This window comes from Nitrosomonas sp. Nm34, assembly GCF_900113925.1.
In the GTDB taxonomy this organism is placed as follows: Bacteria; Pseudomonadota; Gammaproteobacteria; order Burkholderiales; family Nitrosomonadaceae; genus Nitrosomonas.
This window is the reverse complement of the sequence record NZ_FORD01000024.1, coordinates 1-18204: the sequence shown is the minus strand read 5'-3', so window position 1 is coordinate 18204 and position 18204 is coordinate 1. Positions and strand designations below refer to the sequence as shown.

Sequence of the window (18204 nt, the reverse complement as noted above, 5' to 3'; positions counted from 1 at the left end):
TATCAAACCTGCGGATGGGCTTTCTCAAGCCTGCTATACAGTTTATTGAATGCGCTGAGATAAGCTTTAGCAGAAGCCACGACAATATCTGTATCTGCCCCTTGGCCATTTACAATTCTACCGGATTTCTGCAACCTGACCGTCACCTCACCTTGTGCATCCGTTCCACTAGTAATGTTGTTAACCGAAAACAATTGTAATTCGGCGCCACTATTCAAGATCTTTTCAATCGCACGAAAAGTTGCGTCAACTGGACCGCTCCCTTCAGACTCGGCATGTAGTTCATTACTCCCGGCAGCGATCACTACCCGAGCGAAAGGAGTCTCACCTGTTTCACTATGTGCAGTGAGTGAAAGCAATCGATAATGTTCTTCAGGAGTCTGCACCTCATCCGAGACCAGTGCGTGCAGATCTTCATCAAAAATTTCATGTTTTTTATCTGCCAGATCCTTAAAGCGCACAAACATAGTATTGAGCATTTCCTCAGATTCAAACTCAATGCCAAGTTCCTTTAAACGGGTACGAAACGCGTTACGGCCAGAATGCTTACCCAGCAACAACTTATTGGTTCCCCAGCCCACATCTTCTGCACGCATAATTTCATAAGTCTCACGATGTTTGAGCACACCATCTTGATGAATTCCAGATTCATGCGCAAACGCATTTGCGCCAACAATAGCTTTATTAGGTTGTACTGGAAAACCGGTAATTCCTGAAACCAATTTACTGGCAGGAACAATATGGGTGGTATCGATGCGCGTATCACATGGAAAGAAATCTTGCCGTGTACGAACGGCCATGACAACTTCTTCAAGCGCAGCATTTCCAGCGCGCTCACCCAGTCCATTAATGGTACATTCAACTTGTCTCGCGCCATTTATGACTGCCGACAATGAATTAGCGACCGCTAACCCTAGATCATTGTGACAATGAACGGAGAAAATGACTTTATCTGAATTGGGAATACGCTCACGCAATGTCCGAATAAGTTGGCCAAACTGATCTGGCATGGTATACCCTACTGTATCTGGAATATTCAATGTCTTTGCCCCCGCATCAATCACTGCTTCCAAAACACGACACAGAAAATTGATTTCAGACCGACCGGCATCCTCTGGAGAAAATTCAACGTTGTCTGTATACCGACGTGCCCATTTTATAGCTTTCACCGCTTGCTCGACCACTTGTTCCGGCGACATGCGCAATTTATTCTTCATGTGTATGGGTGAGGTGGCAATAAAAGTGTGAATGCGCGCTGCATTAGCACCACACAAGGCTTCACCCGCGCGATTGATATCGGTTTCGATAGCGCGAGCAAGTCCACAAACCACGCTATCCTTAATCGTATCAGCCACTGCCTTGACGGCTTCAAAATCCCCATTAGAAGCTGCCGGAAAACCTGCCTCAATAACATCAACCCCCATACGCTCAAGCTGTCGAGCAATCCGCACTTTCTCTTCTTTTGTCATGGAAGCACCAGGGCTTTGCTCCCCATCACGTAAGGTGGTATCAAAAATAAACAAATGGTCGCGCATCATTTTCTCCATCGAATGAAATCTAAATTACAGAGCAAAGATTAAAAATTCGGATTTCGAATTTTTTAGATTATCAGCAAGCGAGTGAAAGAAGTATTGAATTTTAGCGCCCACGGCGCAGCAGATAGCCTGTTAGATGCAACCAGGCCAAAGAAGAGAAATATAAGAAGAATAGAGATACCGGAAAATTAGTTGTCAACTTGTTCATGATAGAAATATAAAACGTTTCCAATATTTCTGCAAGCGCAAGACCGCTATGTCATATTCTGATTTTTTATCTCATCGTTCTTTTTACTTTTACTCAGCCGCCATAACTTCATGAAATAGCCTGATAAAGCATAGAGAGAGAATAAGCCAAACAACACCACAGGCGGATGACTCGGTATTAAGACAAAAAAGAACAATAATAAAAGTAAAACTGAGAAAAAAGGGACACGTCTGCGCAGATTGAACTCTTTACCACTATAGTAAGGCAAATTACTCACCATGGTAAGGCCAGCAAACAGCGTCACTGCCCATACCAGCCACTTGATATCCGCGCCTTGTATTTCAAAATCCGATGCTACCCATACCAGTCCAGCTATCAAGGCAGCGGCTGCGGGGCTAGGCAGCCCCTGGAAAAAACGCTTATCCACTACTTCTATGTTGGTGTTAAAACGTGCCAGTCGTAATGCCGCACAAGCGCAATAAATAAACGCCGCTATCCACCCCAATTTACCCATCTCTTTTAGTACCCACACATATGCGACGAGCGCAGGGGCAACCCCAAAAGAAACCATATCCGACAAGCTGTCATACTCTGCGCCAAACTCACTTTGAGTATGCGTTATACGCGCGACTCGGCCATCCAGGCCATCCAACACCATTGCCACGAAAATGGCTATGGCAGAATTCTCGTAGTGACCATTCATGGCCTGCACAATCGCAAAGAAACCTGCAAACAATGCGGCTGTGGTAAATAAATTCGGCAATAGATAAATCCCTCTGCGTCGCAATCGGGACTTAAGCGCAAAGCGCGCTGAGTTCGGTTCATGCATTTTTAGTATGAACTACATAATAGCCTACAATGGAATAAGGAAAGATAAATAGCAAAAAATAGAAAATAATTTTATTAATCTAGCAAACAAATTAAGAGGTAGCAATCATAAACAAATTTGCCTAACTGCGTAACTCAGCTAATATGGTTAGCGTCGCATAAACTTTATCACCAATATTGACATTAATTCTAGTATCGGTTGGCAGATAAACATCCACTCTTGAACCAAAGCGAATAAATCCAAATCGTTGCCCACGTGCCAGGCGATCACCAGGGTTGACGTGACATATAATACGTTTTGCGATCAAACCTGCAATCTGCACACAAGTTACATCGAGCCCCTTATCTGTTTTTATCCAGAGAGCATTACGTTCATTTTCTAAGGAAGCCTTGGATAAGCTAGCGTTAATAAATTTACCCGGGAAATACCAGCGGTCTTTTATCACTCCATCCACAGGGCTACGATTGGAATGAACATTAAACACATTCATGAATACACTGACTTTAATCGCCTCACGATTAAGAAAAGGATCCTGCGTTTTCTCAACAGCGACAATCCTCCCATCTGCAGGCGCTAATATAGCATTAGCCTGTAATGGAATGATGCGGGGTGGGTCCCGAAAAAACTGCAAAACGAACAGTGCAATAAACCAGAAGGGTAATGCCCACAACCAGCCTAAAAATAGATGAACCAATAAAGCGATTGAAAACGCGACGGTAATATGAAACCAACCTTCGCGTGCAATAATAGGATGAGGATAAGTTGACATGAGTAACTTAAATAGAAGGTTAACCCGATATTTATAAAATATCGGGTAAAAAAGCGAAGTATTTTAAATCGGTTTTAGACAAAAATGCGCAGATAAGTTCTTCATTAGTTCTTTACTTGGTCAACTAATTTATTTTCCTTAATCCAAGGCATCATGTCGCGCAATTTTGCCCCGACTGTTTCGATCGAGTGCTCAGCGGCAAGGCGACGACTGGATTTGAGCATAGGCGCTCCCGCACGGTTCTCAAGTATGAACTCACGTGCATACTGACCCGTTTGAATTTCACGCAGAATCTTGCGCATTTCTGCACGCGTTTCTTCAGTAATAATGCGGGGTCCACGCGAGATATCACCATATTCAGCATTATTAGAAATAGAATAACGCATATTGGCTATGCCACCCTCATAGATTAAATCCACAATCAGTTTTACTTCATGGAGACACTCAAAGTAGGCCATTTCAGGTGCATAGCCAGCCTCTACCAGTGTCTCAAAGCCAGTCTGAATTAATGCAGTAAGACCGCCACACAATACCACTTGTTCACCAAATAAATCTGTTTCTGTTTCCTCACGGAAAGTTGTTTCAATCACACCACCACGTGTCCCCCCATTAGCAGCTGCATAGGATAGGGCCAAATCGCGTGCATGCCCTGATTTGTCCTGATGAACTGCTATAAGTGAAGGCACGCCCCCACCTTGGGTATACGTGGAACGTACAAGATGCCCAGGCCCCTTAGGCGCAATCATAATGACATCCAGATCTTCACGCGGAGTCACCTGTCCATAGTGAATATTAAAACCATGAGCAAATGCCAGCGTCGCATTATTTTTTAAACCTGCCTCGATCTCTGATTGATAGATAGCAGCAATCTGCTCATCCGGAAGCAGTAACATCACGACATCTGCATCCTTAATGGAAGGCGCAATTTCTTTTACGGTCAAACCAGCTTTTTTTGCCTTATCCCAAGATGCCCCCCCTTTACGCAAACCGACTGTAACCTTGACACCGGAATCACGTAAATTATTAGCATGCGCATGTCCTTGTGATCCATAGCCGACTATCGTGACTTTCTTTTTTTTAATGAGAGACAAATCGGCATCTTTATCGTAATAAACTTTCATTATGTTCCTTTAATAATATATACCCAGCTGGTGCAAAAACATCAAAACAAAACTCTAATGACTGACACTGCATAGACAGTTAGTTATCTTCAGGGCGCCTCTAAAAATTCATATTCCATCACAATACTTCATTGTTCACAAAAAACATTTCCTCACCTATCAGTGATAGGCTGCGTCAACATTTTTTGTTCTTGCCTTGTCTTGTTTAGAACTCTGAATTTTTAGAGGCGCCCTTTATTAAATCAATCTGTTATTCTTTTAAAATTCGCTCTCCACGACCTAAACCGGAAGCACCCGTTCGGATAGTCTCAAGAATCATATTTCGCTGCATTGTTTCAAGAAAGGCATCAAGTTTTGAACTGGTACCTGTCAGCTCTATCGTGTATGACTTGTCTGTGACATCAATAATACTGCCGCGAAAAATATCTGCCAACCGTTTGATCTCTTCGCGATCCTCGCCAATAGCTCGGACTTTCACCAACATAAGCTCTCGCTCGATATGATCTCCCTCGCTCAAATCAACTATTTTGACCACCTCAATTAGTTTATTCAGCTGCTTGGTAATTTGCTCGATCACTTCATCCGAGCCGACTGTGACCAAAGTCATACGAGACAAAGTGGGATCTTCTGTCGGCGCTACATTGAGTGACTCAATATTATAGCCTCGTGCCGAAAACAAGCCGGCTACTCGAGACAATGCACCGGACTCATTTTCCATCAATAAAGAAATAATATGCCGCATTGGTTACACCAGAATCATTTCAGATAACCCTTTACCACCTGGGACCATAGGAAATACGTTTTCCGTTTGATCGGTAATAAAATCCATAAAAACTAATCGCTCTTTGAGTTTAAAAGCCTCCTCCAAAGCGCCCTCGATATCTTCTGGCTTCTCTATCTTCATGCCGACGTGGCCATAGCTCTCGGCCAGTTTGACAAAATCCGGAAGCGCATTCATATAAGACTCTGAATAGCGGTTGCCATGGAAAAATTCCTGCCATTGCCGAACCATGCCCATATACCGGTTATTAAGATTAATAATTTTAAGGGGTAAGCTGTATTGTTTACAGGTGGATAATTCCTGGATACACATCTGTATGCTCGCTTCACCTGTAATGCACGCGACTATGCCATCGGGATTAGCTAATTGCGCACCCATTGCGGAAGGCAGTCCAAATCCCATGGTCCCTAGTCCGCCTGAATTAATCCAACGGCGAGGTTTATTAAACCGATAGAACTGTGCCGCCCACATTTGATGCTGCCCGACATCTGACGTAACAAATGCATCACCCTTCGTCACCGCATAAAGTTTTTCCACCACCATCTGCGGTTTAATCACTGCACTCGTACGATCATATCTTAGGCAATCTCGTTCGCGCCATGAATCTATTTGTCTCCACCATTCCTTAAGCGCATGCTCATCTATTTTTTCTTTACTGGCCTTGATCAATTTAATCAGTTCATTCAATACTTCCGAAACGCTTCCCACTATGGGGATGTCCACCTTGACACGCTTGGAAATAGACGAAGGGTCAATATCAATATGAATAATCTTTCGCTCTTCACTGTAAAAATGCTTGGGATTACCAATGACACGATCATCGAAACGCGCACCGACTGCGATCAATACATCACAATATTGCATCGCCATATTCGCTTCATAGGTTCCATGCATACCTAACATACCGACAAACCGTTTATCTGTCGCAGGATAACCCCCAAGTCCCATTAAGGTATTAGTACATGGAAAATTCAGCAAATGTACCAATTCTGTCAAAGCCTCAGATGCATTATCCAGAATCACCCCTCCCCCTGAATAAACCATCGGCCTCTTTGCACTTAAAATCAATTGCGCCGCTTTTTTTATCTGTTGGCTATCTCCCTCGCTGACCGGCTTGTAAGAACGCATACTCACACTGCTTGGGTAATCAAATACCGCCTTTTGTTGTGTGACATCTTTGGGAATATCCACCAGAACGGGACCGGGACGGCCGGTTGAAGCAATCACAAAAGCCTTTTTTATCGTCGATGCAAGCTCAGTGACATCTTTCACCAGAAAATTATGTTTGACACAGGGGCGTGTAATTCCCACGGTATCCACTTCCTGAAAGGCATCTTGACCAATGGCTGCGGTAGGGACCTGCCCACTAATAATCACGAGGGGGATAGAATCCATATAGGCAGTTGCAATACCTGTTACAGCGTTCGTGACCCCAGGCCCTGATGTCACCAAAGCAACCCCTACATTGTGACTGGATCGAGCATAACCATCTGCAGCATGAAGCGCTGCTTGTTCATGGCGAACCAAAATATGCTTTACTTTATCTTGCTTAAATAGCTCATCATAAATAAACAACACTGCACCGCCAGGATAGCCAAAAATATACTTCACCCCTTCTTCCTGCAGGCAACGCACCGTAATCTCGGCACCTGTTAATTCTACACTCATACTTTGTGCATCCTGGTATCAAAAAATCAAAAATCTAAAAATAAGAATTTAGTTAAATATATCCTTGCTTATCTCAAATATATTTCATACACCTCGAATATTTCAGTCATAAATTAATCAAGATGCTTAGCTAACTCTCAGGTGTATTAAAATCAGACTGCAGGAAGCAGCCCTATTAACGACCGATCATCCTTATATATCATCAGACGAAGCGCTACTCGTTTTGCCATATAAAGGAAATGTATGCATCCGCATATATTACTAGGAATTCGGGTTTTATTCCCGCCTAATTGACACTGAGAAAATTCCTGGAGTGATGATTAACCAGCAGGAAGATAACCGGTTCTTATCAACCACCGGTCCCCCCTACTGTCAATCCTTCCACTCGCAGCGTTGGTTGCCCTACGCCTACTGGTACACTCTGTCCTTCTTTCCCACATGTGCCGATCCCTGGATCCAGCGCCATATCATTACCTATCATGGAAACACGTGTCAGAATATCCGGGCCATTACCAATTAAAGTGGCTCCCTTTATGGGGTAAGAAATTTTCCCATTCTCTATCATGTAAGCTTCCGCAGCAGAAAAGACAAATTTACCACTCGTGATATCGACTTGCCCACCCCCAAAATTTGCGGCATATAATCCATGTTTCACTGACTCAATAATTTCTTCTGGATGTTTATTTCCATTCAGCATATAGGTATTTGTCATGCGTGGCATGGGGATATGTGCAAAAGATTCTCGCCTGCCATTACCGGTAAGAGGATGATTCATGAGTCTTGCATTCAGGCTGTCTTGCAGATAGCCTTTGAGCACACCCTTCTCAATCAATACCGTACATTGAGTGGGATTCCCTTCATCATCAATATTCAACGATCCACGACGATTAACCAGCGTACCATCATCCACCACCGTCACACCATCGGCCGCAACTCGTTCACCAATGCGTCCAGAAAAAGCCGAGCTACCCTTGCGGTTAAAATCACCTTCCAATCCATGACCAATGGCTTCATGCAGCAGGATACCAGGCCAGCCATTTCCTAGAACGACTGTCATGGGTCCTGCCGGAGCAGGTCTCGCATTCAGATTCACCACCGCTTGGTGTACTGCCTTTTGGGCATAGTCATTTAGTATTTCATCCGTAAAGTAGGTGTAATCAAATCGTCCACCTCCACCCGCAACGCCCTGTTCACGCCGGCCATTTTCTTCTGCTATGACCTGTAATGACATGCGTACTAATGGCCTCACGTCTGCAGCTAGCAATCCATCACTACGCGCAACCATGATAACCTCGTACTCACCTGCAAGTGATGCCACAACCTGAATGACGCGCTTATCTATCGCACGCGCAAACTGTTCAAGTTTCTCCAACAATGCCACTTTGTCGCTATCTTTAAAGTTCGCAATAGGATCCTGCGGAAGGTAAAGTGACCTGGTGTTATAGTGCGCCACCTGTTTAACGACGTGAACGGGATGCAGGCTTCCCTGGCCAGCAATAGCGCGTGTTGCTTTGGCTGCCGACACGAGTGCATCCAGGCTGATCTCATCTGAATACGCAAAAGCAGTTTTTTCACCACTGAGCGCGCGGACGCCGACACCCTGATCGATATTAAAGCTACCTGATTTAACAATGCCTTCTTCAAGAACCCATCCTTCAGAACGATTATATTGAAAATAAAGATCGGCATAATCGATCCGATGGGTAAGTATTTGCCCAAACACGTGATGTAATCTATTCGTATCCAGCTCATAGGGCGTCAGCAGACAACGGTCAGCAATGGTAAAAAACTCATTCATTTTAAGATTAAACTCATTTTTACAACACACATTTTAACTACTTGCGATAAAAAACAGAATAAAAGCTGTCCTTCTTCAAGACATTTCATTTCTTATTCTGTTCAAAGTAAACAGTCATCTTTCTACATTTGACATAGGTATAAGCAGCGATGTTCTAATGCCGGCAGGCTTGCGCGCACGCTCGACTGGTAGGCACGATCCAACGTCGCCACCACCACGCCAGGCCCACGTGCCAGCCGGTCAATCACCACACCCCAGGGATCCACAATCATACTATCTCCATTAGTTTCACGGCCATTGACATGAAACCCCCCCTGCGCTGGTGCAATCACATAGGCCTGATTCTCTATCGCACGTGCACGGATTAAAGTCTCCCAATGCGCTTTACCTGTAATTGCAGTAAAAGCAGAGGGAGCAAGAATGATATCCACCTTCCCCATCAGACGGTAAAGTTCAGGGAAGCGGAGATCATAACAAATAGATAAACCTATCCGCCCAAAAGGAGAATCTATTGCAACGACTTTATCTCCGGCTTTGATTGTTTTTTCTTCCGCGAAACGTTCTTCACCCAGTTCAAGGCCGAATAAATGAATTTTATCGTAGCGTGCTACCTGCCTGCCCTCATGATCATAAACCAGGCAGCTATTATAAATCTTATCCGGTACCGAACTCTCCAACGGCACGGATCCCCCCACCAGCCAAATCCCGAAACGTTTAGCTGTCTCGCTTAAAAATGATTGCACCATGCCTTCGCCAGGTTGCTCACGCACACTTAATTTATCGGTATCCCGCAACCCCATAATACAGAAATATTCCGGAAGTGCAACCAGCTTTGCTTCTTGTGATACAGCCAGCTCAATCAAGCGGAGCGCCTCTTCCAGATTGGCAGCCACGCTGGGTCCTGATGCCATCTGTATAGCCGCAACACGTAATGTACCGTTATTCTCTTTCTCTGGCAGATGTTTTGAGAAAATGCCCGAATGATTCAACATATCTTCCTCCCCTATAAGTCCCCTTTTCTACTGAATTCAGGCAAGATAAGAATTTCGCTCACAAAAGCCATCAAGCAGCACATATAGCTAATAGGCAGTTTCCCAAACCATCCATACCTATCAATTCTCATTATGCTTGGATTCTGATTGCGTGTCCTTATTTTCTTGTAAATCTTGTGATTTCTTCATTACAGGCTTATCCCACCTACCTGTTATCATATATTCACTAAATAAAACACGATCAAATGGATCCTTCAGTGACTGGTTCGCAATCATGGAAGCAATCCCTGCTACTGGTGTTGCCAGCCCAAGCGAAGGAAACATTTTGACCAAGAGCGCTTGAGTTTCTTCTACCAGATCGATTTTTCCACTCACAGTCAGATAAGCTGCGCTTCCTGCAATCTGCAGTTCATCTGTCACCGCAACCCCTCGGTTAATTCTAACATCGCCGGATATATCATCAAAACCAAAACCTTGACTAAATACATCATAAAAATCCAATGTCAGTCTGCGCGGAATCGATTTTAGATCAAAAATACCCAGCAATTTGCTCATCCCTGGCCTGAATTTGGTAAATTGACCGTGCTGGGCAGTCAATTTCAGATTGCCGGAAAGAGAAGGGAAATCTATGGAAAAAGGCTGCCCTACCCATACCAATGAACCTATCGCTTCGCCTTTTCCACGCGCAATACGCCCCGGGTAACCCAAGCGCGCCAGGAATTGACCTATACTTTTTGCTCGCAGTTCGACGTCTGCTTGCATTTGAAAAGGAGCGGTGCGGTTCTGCCACACTCCCTGCAGTATAAGAGAACTGTCAGCGTGAGCAATTTGAAGTTGATCGATATGCCAGCCCTCTGCTTGCTGATGAGCTACCAATACTAATTTACCTAACAGCTTTTCTCCTACATAGAACTCGTCAGCATACAGATCCATGATAGGCCAATCCTTGGATGGATGCTTTTTTTTCATGGCCAAATCAGATTCCGGAATGGTTTCTGGTTTTACCAACTTTTTTAATCGTGCAAATGCTTCCTTATTGAGCGAATCCCAAACGATATGACCGATGACTTCTTTACTGACCACAGCAGTATGCCATTGCCCACCGTGTTTATTGGCATCCAATACAAACTCATTAAAACGGCTTCCTAGAAAATCGAGCCTGCCAATATTCAGATTGAAATTGACCCGATCAGTCAGCAATGCCTTGATTCCTTGGCCAGCTTGTCCTGAGCGGGCAGCCAATTCCTCATGCCGATCAAAAAGCGCTTTCCAGCGATCCCATTCCAATACCGGAATCGTACCATGTACGAGTGTGACAGTGTCTTTCGGTAATTCAACGGGCGCAGTTCGGAAATTCATCACGCCACGTGTCGGTAAGTAAGTGCCATCTTCTGCACGCACACGTTGAATTTCTGCGGTGACCACCTCTCCATAACGAAAACGCAGCACCTCACGTTCTGAATCAATGATTTTTTTTTCCAAACTGAGCGGAATCTTTTCTGCCGCAGCTTTGGCAAAAGGCTCAGGTAATAATAAAGCAGCGCCAACTAACGATGATTCAACACTGAGATCCATGCCTTCTTTGTTAATAACAAGCACGGCTGACCAATCAGTTATCCCCCGCATAGACTGCGTCCATAACTGCAAGGTACTTGCCGGTTGATCCGGTTTAGCTGAATGTAAGCGATCGAAATTAGCCCTGCCTGTCGCTACGATACGCATTCCGCCGTTCGGCAGTGCGGTAGAGTTAATCGTTATCGGCTCACCGGTCAATTGCCCAGTTACATTTTTTATAGCCAGCGTAGACTGAGTAAAAGCAAGCATTCCATTGACTTTACTCAATGCAGGCAAATCTTGACCCAGAGGAATCTCATTATTGATGAACTGATAATCCCCTTTGAGTTCGAGACGCCTCTCCTCATCATCGTGGTATGATTTTATCGGCATAGCAAGCTCCAGACGCAATTTCCCATTCCCGGAAACTTCACCTGGCTGGGAAAAATCAACCGCATGGAGATGCTGAGAGCCTTTTTTAATCAAATCAATGATAGTTTGGGTAGCGCCCTCGGCTCCCCCCGTCAGGTGTAAAATGGGCTGCGGTGCGTATAAATCTGCAATCTGCAAGCACACATCTTTCATAACAATATCGGCCAGTTTTGCGCGTGAAATCGTCATGGCAAGTTGATTATCCTGCAATGAAAGATCGGCTTGGATTTCCGTCATATTCGGCCATTCTTCAGGCAAATTTACCGCTGTGTCAGCCATTCGGGTTGTTAACTCGAAGGCGATCTTGTGGCGCAGATCTGAAGCAGATTCACTTAACTCGCCACGGATATTAAATCGGGTGCCTTCCAATCTACCCGCTATGAGCGCTTTATTCAGCCAGTTTTGCGAAGTATCCTGATCACCCAGGGAAGCCAGATACTTATTAAGATACGTGACCTCTGCATGTGCCAGCTCACCCGTCATATCGATTGTGCCGGGCTGCGCAAAGGTGCCACTATGGTAGCGGCCATGCATTGTTCCGGACAGATAACGATTAACAAATGAAATATGATTGAATTCAAACAAAGTGGTACCCTGATCAGGCAATATCTTCCAATTGAGCAGTGTAGTCAACCGATCAAACTCAAGCGGCTCGTTAAATGTCTCAGAGAGACTCATGTTGGCTTGATCAGAATCAAGATGAAGCGTTCCGCCTGCTTCAGATAGCTTGACACTGCCACTTATCCCACTCACTGCAGGGAGCCTGTCAAACGCCTGAATGGCTAAATTGTGAAAACTTCCCTCGACATTAAAAGAGGAAGGCCTGGTCCACTCTCCTTGCCAATCAGCTTGCACATGCTCGATGACTCCTTGCGGGGATAATTCACTCACCTGCTGTTGCCATGAAGGCTCCATAGGGAGATAACTTAATAGAGAAGCCATCACGCCTAAATCCAGAGCATTTACCAGTAATTTATTTTCGCTGGGTGCCTCGCCTTCTCCCTCCTGTCGTTGCCACAAAATGTTCACGGGTTGGGTAAATACTTCATTTTCAATAGCGACACTCAGTTGCTGGGCAAACCATTCATCCCCCGGCTGGATCGCGTCATTATTTCTTTTCCACCCCACGCGACCACGCAAATGGGCAAGATCAAGTCTGGGGAACTCCTTTGCCCAGCGCATATCAGTTTCATGCAGATTCACATCAGCCTTCCAGTAAGCCACCGACTGACCCTCTATGCCCATCCACGCACGAAAGGCACCCTTGCCACGACCCAATTCCAGGTCTCCCGGGAACGATAACCAGGTTTGTAAAGCAGCGAGATCGACGTAATTCAATTGAGCAAACAAGCGCCCGTGCCACTGACTCAATGCATTGACGGATCCGCCCGTTAAATCCCCGCGTATATCCACCGGATCGGCTAATTCAGTGGGTGGAATGAACCGTAATCCAAAAGTGTGATGGCCTTCCTTATTGTGCATACGTAAATCTACCTTTTTCAGATAGAGCGCGGGTGCAGCACGCGGCTCATCCAACCAATAAACTTCAGCATCATTGACCAACAGCTGGCGCTGTTGTAATAGCCAATCAAGAAAACCCTTATCTGCTTCCTCTTGATCAAGCCTAACGCCTGCGATGTGGATCACTTTTTCACTATCACGGCGGATGCTCAGAACAGGCCGTTCAATTTTAATCTCACGAAACAGCAATTCTCCGTACAGTAACGAGCGCCATGCAAGCGTGCCATCCAACTCAGCCAGTATCAAAACAGAATTACCATACTGATCATGCACACGCACCCCATGTAACCGTAAATAAGGGTGCAATCCGTCCCAATTGGCATCGATGCGTTCTATACTGATTGTTTGCTCGGCCACCTGCGAAATAGCGGCCGCAATGTCGGGCCGGTAGCGATCAATATCAGGCAACAGCCAATAGCGCAATAACAACAGTAACAGGAAAAAAAACATTACGATAACGAACACAACCCACCCGAGCTTACGCAAGGTGAAGATGCTATGCTTAACAAAGGAATGCATCATGGGATAATTGAATAAGAAGCACAGTTTTATTCTGAAAAACTGCTTAATCCTAGGAAGTAAAAAAGAAGAGTTTGATCAAAATGGTATTTTTAATAAGATTTCTAATAGGAACTAGGATTTCTAATAGGAGCATTGCTGTGGACTGCGGGCCGTGACCCTCCCCTACAAAATACTCTTTTATCTATCAGTGGCATAACTGATCTTAGCAAACCAAACATGCTTTATTTTAACCTTGAATATGTTTTTACACAGCATCCACCCCCCTACTGAATCAGCGCTGGAAAGTCTCCTTCGTTTCAGCCGTTATGGACGTCGTTTATTAGACAGCGAGCCTGATTTACGCACTGATCTGATTGAACATTTCCATCACCCTTTTGCACGCGAGGAAATGCTCGCATTCCTCAGCGCAACCTGCCCGGAACACACCGTGGATGAAACAAGTCTGCATAGCGCCCTGCGTAAGCTCCGTAAACAGGTCATACTGCGTCTGGCTGCGCGTGATCTCGCCGGTATGGCTGATCTGACTGAAGTCATGGTCACGATGACCAATCTGGCCGAGGTCACGATTCGTTTTGCGCTCGCGCATCATCAGAACTGGATGACGCATCCCAACCAGTTTGGTTCACCTATCGGCGAAAAAAGTTCAACCCCGCAGCAATTATTAGTCGTGGCCATGGGCAAACTCGGAGGAGGAGAGCTCAACGTTTCCTCCGACGTCGATCTGATTTTCATCTACCCAGAGGATGGCGAAACGAACGGCAGAAAATCGATCTCCAACCATGACTTCTTTACCCGCCTCGGACGCAAGCTGATTGCCAGTTTAAATGATTACACGGTGGATGGCTACGTCTTCCGGGTCGATATGCGCCTGCGCCCGCACGGAGAAAACAGCCCGCTGGCGATCAGCTTCGCAATGCTGGAGGACTATTTTGTGACCCAAGGAAGGGAATGGGAGCGCCATGCCTGGCTCAAGAGCCGGGTCATAGCAGGACCGGCTCCCGCATCAGTGGTGCTGATGGAGGACATCACCCGCCCGTTTGTCTTCCGCAAATACCTCGATTTTGAGGCTTATGAAGCCATGCGTCGCCTGCATGCGCAACTGCGCAAGGAAGTGGATCGCCGCGAAATGCATGACAACATTAAACTGGGTCCGGGCGGTATCCGCGAAATTGAATTCATCACGCAGGTTTTTCAACTGATACGCGGAGGTCGGGATGCCGATCTATGCATTCGCCCCACGCTGACCGCCCTGCACCGCTTGCAGCAAAAGCAGCCGATTCCTGCTCAAACGATCACTGAGCTCATCGAAGCCTACCGCTTTCTGCGCAAGCTGGAGCACCGTTTGCAATACCTCGATGACCAACAAACCCAGAATCTGCCTGAAAATCCCGCAGATCAGGCATTAATTGCCGCAGCCATGGGCTATGCCCGCTTTGCCGAGTTTCTGCGACAGCTCGATATCCACCGCAACCATGTCACGCGCCACTTTGAATTGATCTTCGCCGCGCCACGCAAATCGCCAGCTCATGACATCCTGGCAAGTCTCTGGCAGACGCAGGCCGGAGACAGGACTCAGGTGGAAGCCGCCACCACTCAGCTGACGACGTTGGGGTTTACCGAGCCTGAAAAAATCTCGGCGCGTATCCAGCAATGTTATGCCAGCTATTTTTTTCAGCAATTACCGCCAGCCAACCAGCAAAAAATTAAATCCCTGATGCCGATTCTGGTAGAGGCCATTGCCCAATTTCCACCGGTGGAAGCCACACTGGAACGCATGCTGCAATTACTGGAACATATCAGCCAGCAAGCCGCTTACCTGGCCTTGCTGCTGGAACACCCCCAAACCTTGCCACGGGTTACCAAACTCGTCAGCGCCAGTCGCTGGGCCAGCGATTATCTGGGCAGACACCCTATCCTGCTCGATCAACTGCTGACGCCGCGCGGGCTGTATCAATTACCGGACTGGCCGGCACTGAGACAGGAGCTGACGCGCCAGCTCAACCATGTGGACAGCCCCAGAAGCCATATCACCGAATGGCAAATGGATGTCCTGCGGCATTTCCAGCATGCGCAGGTATTTCAGTTACTGGCGATCGATCTGGAAGGAAAGCTGTTACTGGAAACCCTCAGCGATCATCTGACCGCGCTCGCCGATCTCATTCTCGATAACGTACTGCACCTTGCCTGGCTGGGGCTGAAGAAAAAACACCGCGAACAACCTGTTTTTGCCATCATCGGCTATGGCAAGCTGGGCGGAAAGGAGCTGGGCTACGTATCTGATCTCGATATCATTTTCCTTTACCAGGATAACCATGCCGATGCACAGGAGATCTACACCAAGCTGGGACAAAGCATCAACACCTGGCTCACCAGCCCCACCTCAGCCGGGGTATTGTATGCAACGGATTTACGCCTGCGTCCGAATGGCGCCAGCGGATTACTGGCCTCTTCCATCGAAGCCTTTACCCAATACCAGCATACTCAAGCCTGGGTATGGGAGCATCAGGCTTTGACGCGTGCGCGCTTCGTCACAGGTGATCCGCAAGTGGGCAAGCTGTTTGAACAAATCCGTAAGGAAATTCTGTGTCAAGCCCGCGACCTCGCTCAGCTCAGACAGGATATCCTGATGATGCGCGAAAAAATGCTGGATGCCCACCCTAACCCGACGACGCTGTTCGATATTAAACATGACCGCGGCGGCATCATCGATGTGGAATTCATCGTGCAATACCTGGTGCTCGGCTACGCGCACCAGTACCCGCAGCTCACCGGCAATATCGGCAATATTGCGCTGCTGAAACTGGCCAGTGAACTGGGGCTCATTCCGACTGAAACTGCCCAGCAAGTGTGGACAGGCTACCGTGAATTCCGCCGCGTGCAACATCGCCTGCGCTTGAATGCCGGCCCCAAGCTGGAAAGCTCAGCGACTTCCCAGGAAAAATCAGGCAACTTTGCCCGCATCGAAGCCGATGATTTAAGCCACGCGCGCATGGCGGTATTGCAGCTGTGGGAACAGGTATTTGGAGGATAAGCCTGGCGCGCTCCAAGCTTATCCCATGTTAATTCAAGAAAAGCACCTAATAATCCGTTTATTTCCAACTAAACCTTTTCTGGAATGCCGTTATGATGCTAATGGCATTCTTTTAACTAAAAGATAGTGCGCGATTATTTCTGCCCATACTAGCCCATGCACTCACTGAGTGTTTTTTAATTTAAAGGAGAATGATTCATGCAAGACATGCAAAAAGGTTTTACTCTGATCGAGTTAATGATTGTTGTGGCCATTATTGGTATTTTGGCGGCGGTGGCGATTCCGGCTTATCAGGACTACATAAAAAAAGCAGCTTATTCAGAGGTTATTGGCGCTATGGCACCATTCAAGCTTGCGGTTACTGAATGTTTTATGGGAACTGGAGATCTTAAAGCTTGCGATAATGGAAAAAATGGCGTCCCACCTGCACCCGCAGAGAGTGCAGCCGGTGCTTTTAAAACACTAACAGTAGCCGCAGATGGCAAAATTACTGCTACACCAAATGATTACAAAGGTATCAAAACCGGAGAAACTTGCGTTCTTACACCAGCTGCCAATGGAGAACGACTCACATGGACATACAGTGGAGCATGCACTGATAAAGGTTACGTCAAAAATTAACTCTAGCCAGCGTAGGGCGCAACCTGTGATCGGGTCGGGGTAACGGATTGTATCCGTTCCCTCTCCCGCACCACCGGACGTGCGGTTTTAGCTTCACTGATACTTCGTATTCCGCATCCAGCGGTTGAACCCAGCCCGCGATCGGGTCGGGGTAACGGGATTGCCCCGTTACCTCTCCCACATCACCGGACGTGCGGTTTTAGCTTCGCTGATACTCCGTATTCCCATCCGGCGGTTGAACCCAGTGACTTAAGCTGTCACAAAATCCGATGGAACCCATAACCCCCCACCGTTTCAACCTTATAGAAGGTTGTCCCGATTAAGGACGCTTTCCATCAAATTTTCATTCAGCACCTTCTATTTCTCCTTCGTCTGTGTTTCAGCTTGCATCCCACGGCCACGCTTCCGATTGGAGCCCACCAACCTCACGTGGACGCTGGGCGAGTGGTTGCCGCAGTTGCAACGCTCACCCACGCCAGAATACTCCGCGCCAATCCACAGAAATGTTTAAAATGGCCTGTCTCCTGGTTCTTCAGCCCTTTGTTCCACCTTGTTTCCAAGGCTTCTTCGCCAATACGGCTTCTGCTGATTCTCCCTAACCTCATTCGGGAGATCTCCCCGGGTAAGGTGCTAAAACTTTCAGCCCGCGTAGGGCGTAATAACCAACGGGCATTGCGCCGTATGTGCCTCACTTCACCATCCGGTGCAATGCGCTGCGCTTATTGCACCCTAGTGTGCCCGGCATGGGTTAAAACTTGTTATCTGAGAGGAGATAACCGGAGTTAGTAACGACAACCGTAGTGAAACGCAAGGGGGAAACCG

The 18204-nt window shown here is 46.7% G+C and carries 12 protein-coding genes; 2 read left to right on the top strand and 10 right to left on the bottom strand.

Going from position 1 to position 18204, the window contains the following annotated elements:
* Positions 1–2: 2 nt before the first annotated feature.
* The 9 genes from BM283_RS10525 to BM283_RS10485 form a co-directional block, all read right to left on the bottom strand.
* Positions 3–1535 carry a 2-isopropylmalate synthase gene (locus tag BM283_RS10525; protein WP_090692835.1) on the bottom strand — a complete coding sequence of 511 codons (1533 nt, stop codon included), beginning with the start codon at positions 1533–1535 and terminating at the stop codon, positions 3–5.
* 254 nt (positions 1536–1789) lie between these two features.
* Complete coding sequence (pssA, locus tag BM283_RS10520; RefSeq protein WP_046849479.1) at positions 1790–2572, bottom strand: CDP-diacylglycerol--serine O-phosphatidyltransferase; 783 nt, start codon at positions 2570–2572, stop codon at positions 1790–1792.
* A 121-nt stretch (positions 2573–2693) separates the two neighbouring features.
* Positions 2694–3341 (bottom strand): phosphatidylserine decarboxylase, encoded by a 648-nt coding sequence (locus BM283_RS10515; RefSeq protein WP_090692833.1) that lies wholly within the window; start codon positions 3339–3341, stop codon positions 2694–2696.
* Positions 3342–3445: 104 nt separating this feature from the next.
* Positions 3446–4462: a ketol-acid reductoisomerase gene (ilvC, locus tag BM283_RS10510; protein ID WP_090692831.1), complete on the bottom strand. Its 1017-nt coding sequence runs from the start codon at positions 4460–4462 to the stop codon at positions 3446–3448.
* A gap of 250 nt (positions 4463–4712) precedes the next feature.
* Positions 4713–5204, bottom strand: a complete 492-nt coding sequence (gene ilvN, locus BM283_RS10505) for an acetolactate synthase small subunit (protein ID WP_090692828.1) — start codon at positions 5202–5204, stop codon at positions 4713–4715.
* Positions 5205–5207: 3 nt separating this feature from the next.
* Positions 5208–6911: an acetolactate synthase 3 catalytic subunit gene (locus tag BM283_RS10500; protein ID WP_090692826.1), complete on the bottom strand. Its 1704-nt coding sequence runs from the start codon at positions 6909–6911 to the stop codon at positions 5208–5210.
* A gap of 349 nt (positions 6912–7260) precedes the next feature.
* Positions 7261–8709 (bottom strand): metalloprotease TldD, encoded by a 1449-nt coding sequence (tldD, locus tag BM283_RS10495; RefSeq protein ID WP_090692823.1) that lies wholly within the window; start codon positions 8707–8709, stop codon positions 7261–7263.
* 122 nt (positions 8710–8831) lie between these two features.
* On the bottom strand, positions 8832–9701 hold the full coding sequence (locus tag BM283_RS10490) for a carbon-nitrogen hydrolase family protein (RefSeq protein ID WP_090692821.1): 870 nt from the start codon (positions 9699–9701) through the stop codon (positions 8832–8834).
* Between the two features lie 120 nt (positions 9702–9821).
* The gene (locus BM283_RS10485; protein WP_090692819.1) at positions 9822–13730 is read right to left on the bottom strand and encodes a YhdP family protein; all 3909 of its coding nucleotides are present in this window, start codon (positions 13728–13730) and stop codon (positions 9822–9824) included.
* A 238-nt stretch (positions 13731–13968) separates the two neighbouring features.
* On the opposite strand from BM283_RS10485, the gene glnE reads away from it, so the two are divergent.
* Together glnE and BM283_RS10475 are read left to right on the top strand one after the other, a co-directional pair.
* Positions 13969–16761, top strand: a complete 2793-nt coding sequence (gene glnE / locus BM283_RS10480; RefSeq protein ID WP_090692815.1) for a bifunctional [glutamate--ammonia ligase]-adenylyl-L-tyrosine phosphorylase/[glutamate--ammonia-ligase] adenylyltransferase — start codon at positions 13969–13971, stop codon at positions 16759–16761.
* Between the two features lie 198 nt (positions 16762–16959).
* Positions 16960–17382 (top strand): pilin, encoded by a 423-nt coding sequence (locus tag BM283_RS10475; protein ID WP_090692813.1) that lies wholly within the window; start codon positions 16960–16962, stop codon positions 17380–17382.
* 425 nt (positions 17383–17807) lie between these two features.
* Here the strand turns inward: BM283_RS10475 and BM283_RS18845 are convergent, their stop codons facing one another.
* Positions 17808–18074 carry a hypothetical protein gene (locus BM283_RS18845; protein WP_175492102.1) on the bottom strand — a complete coding sequence of 89 codons (267 nt, stop codon included), beginning with the start codon at positions 18072–18074 and terminating at the stop codon, positions 17808–17810.
* Positions 18075–18204 lie beyond the last annotated feature (130 nt).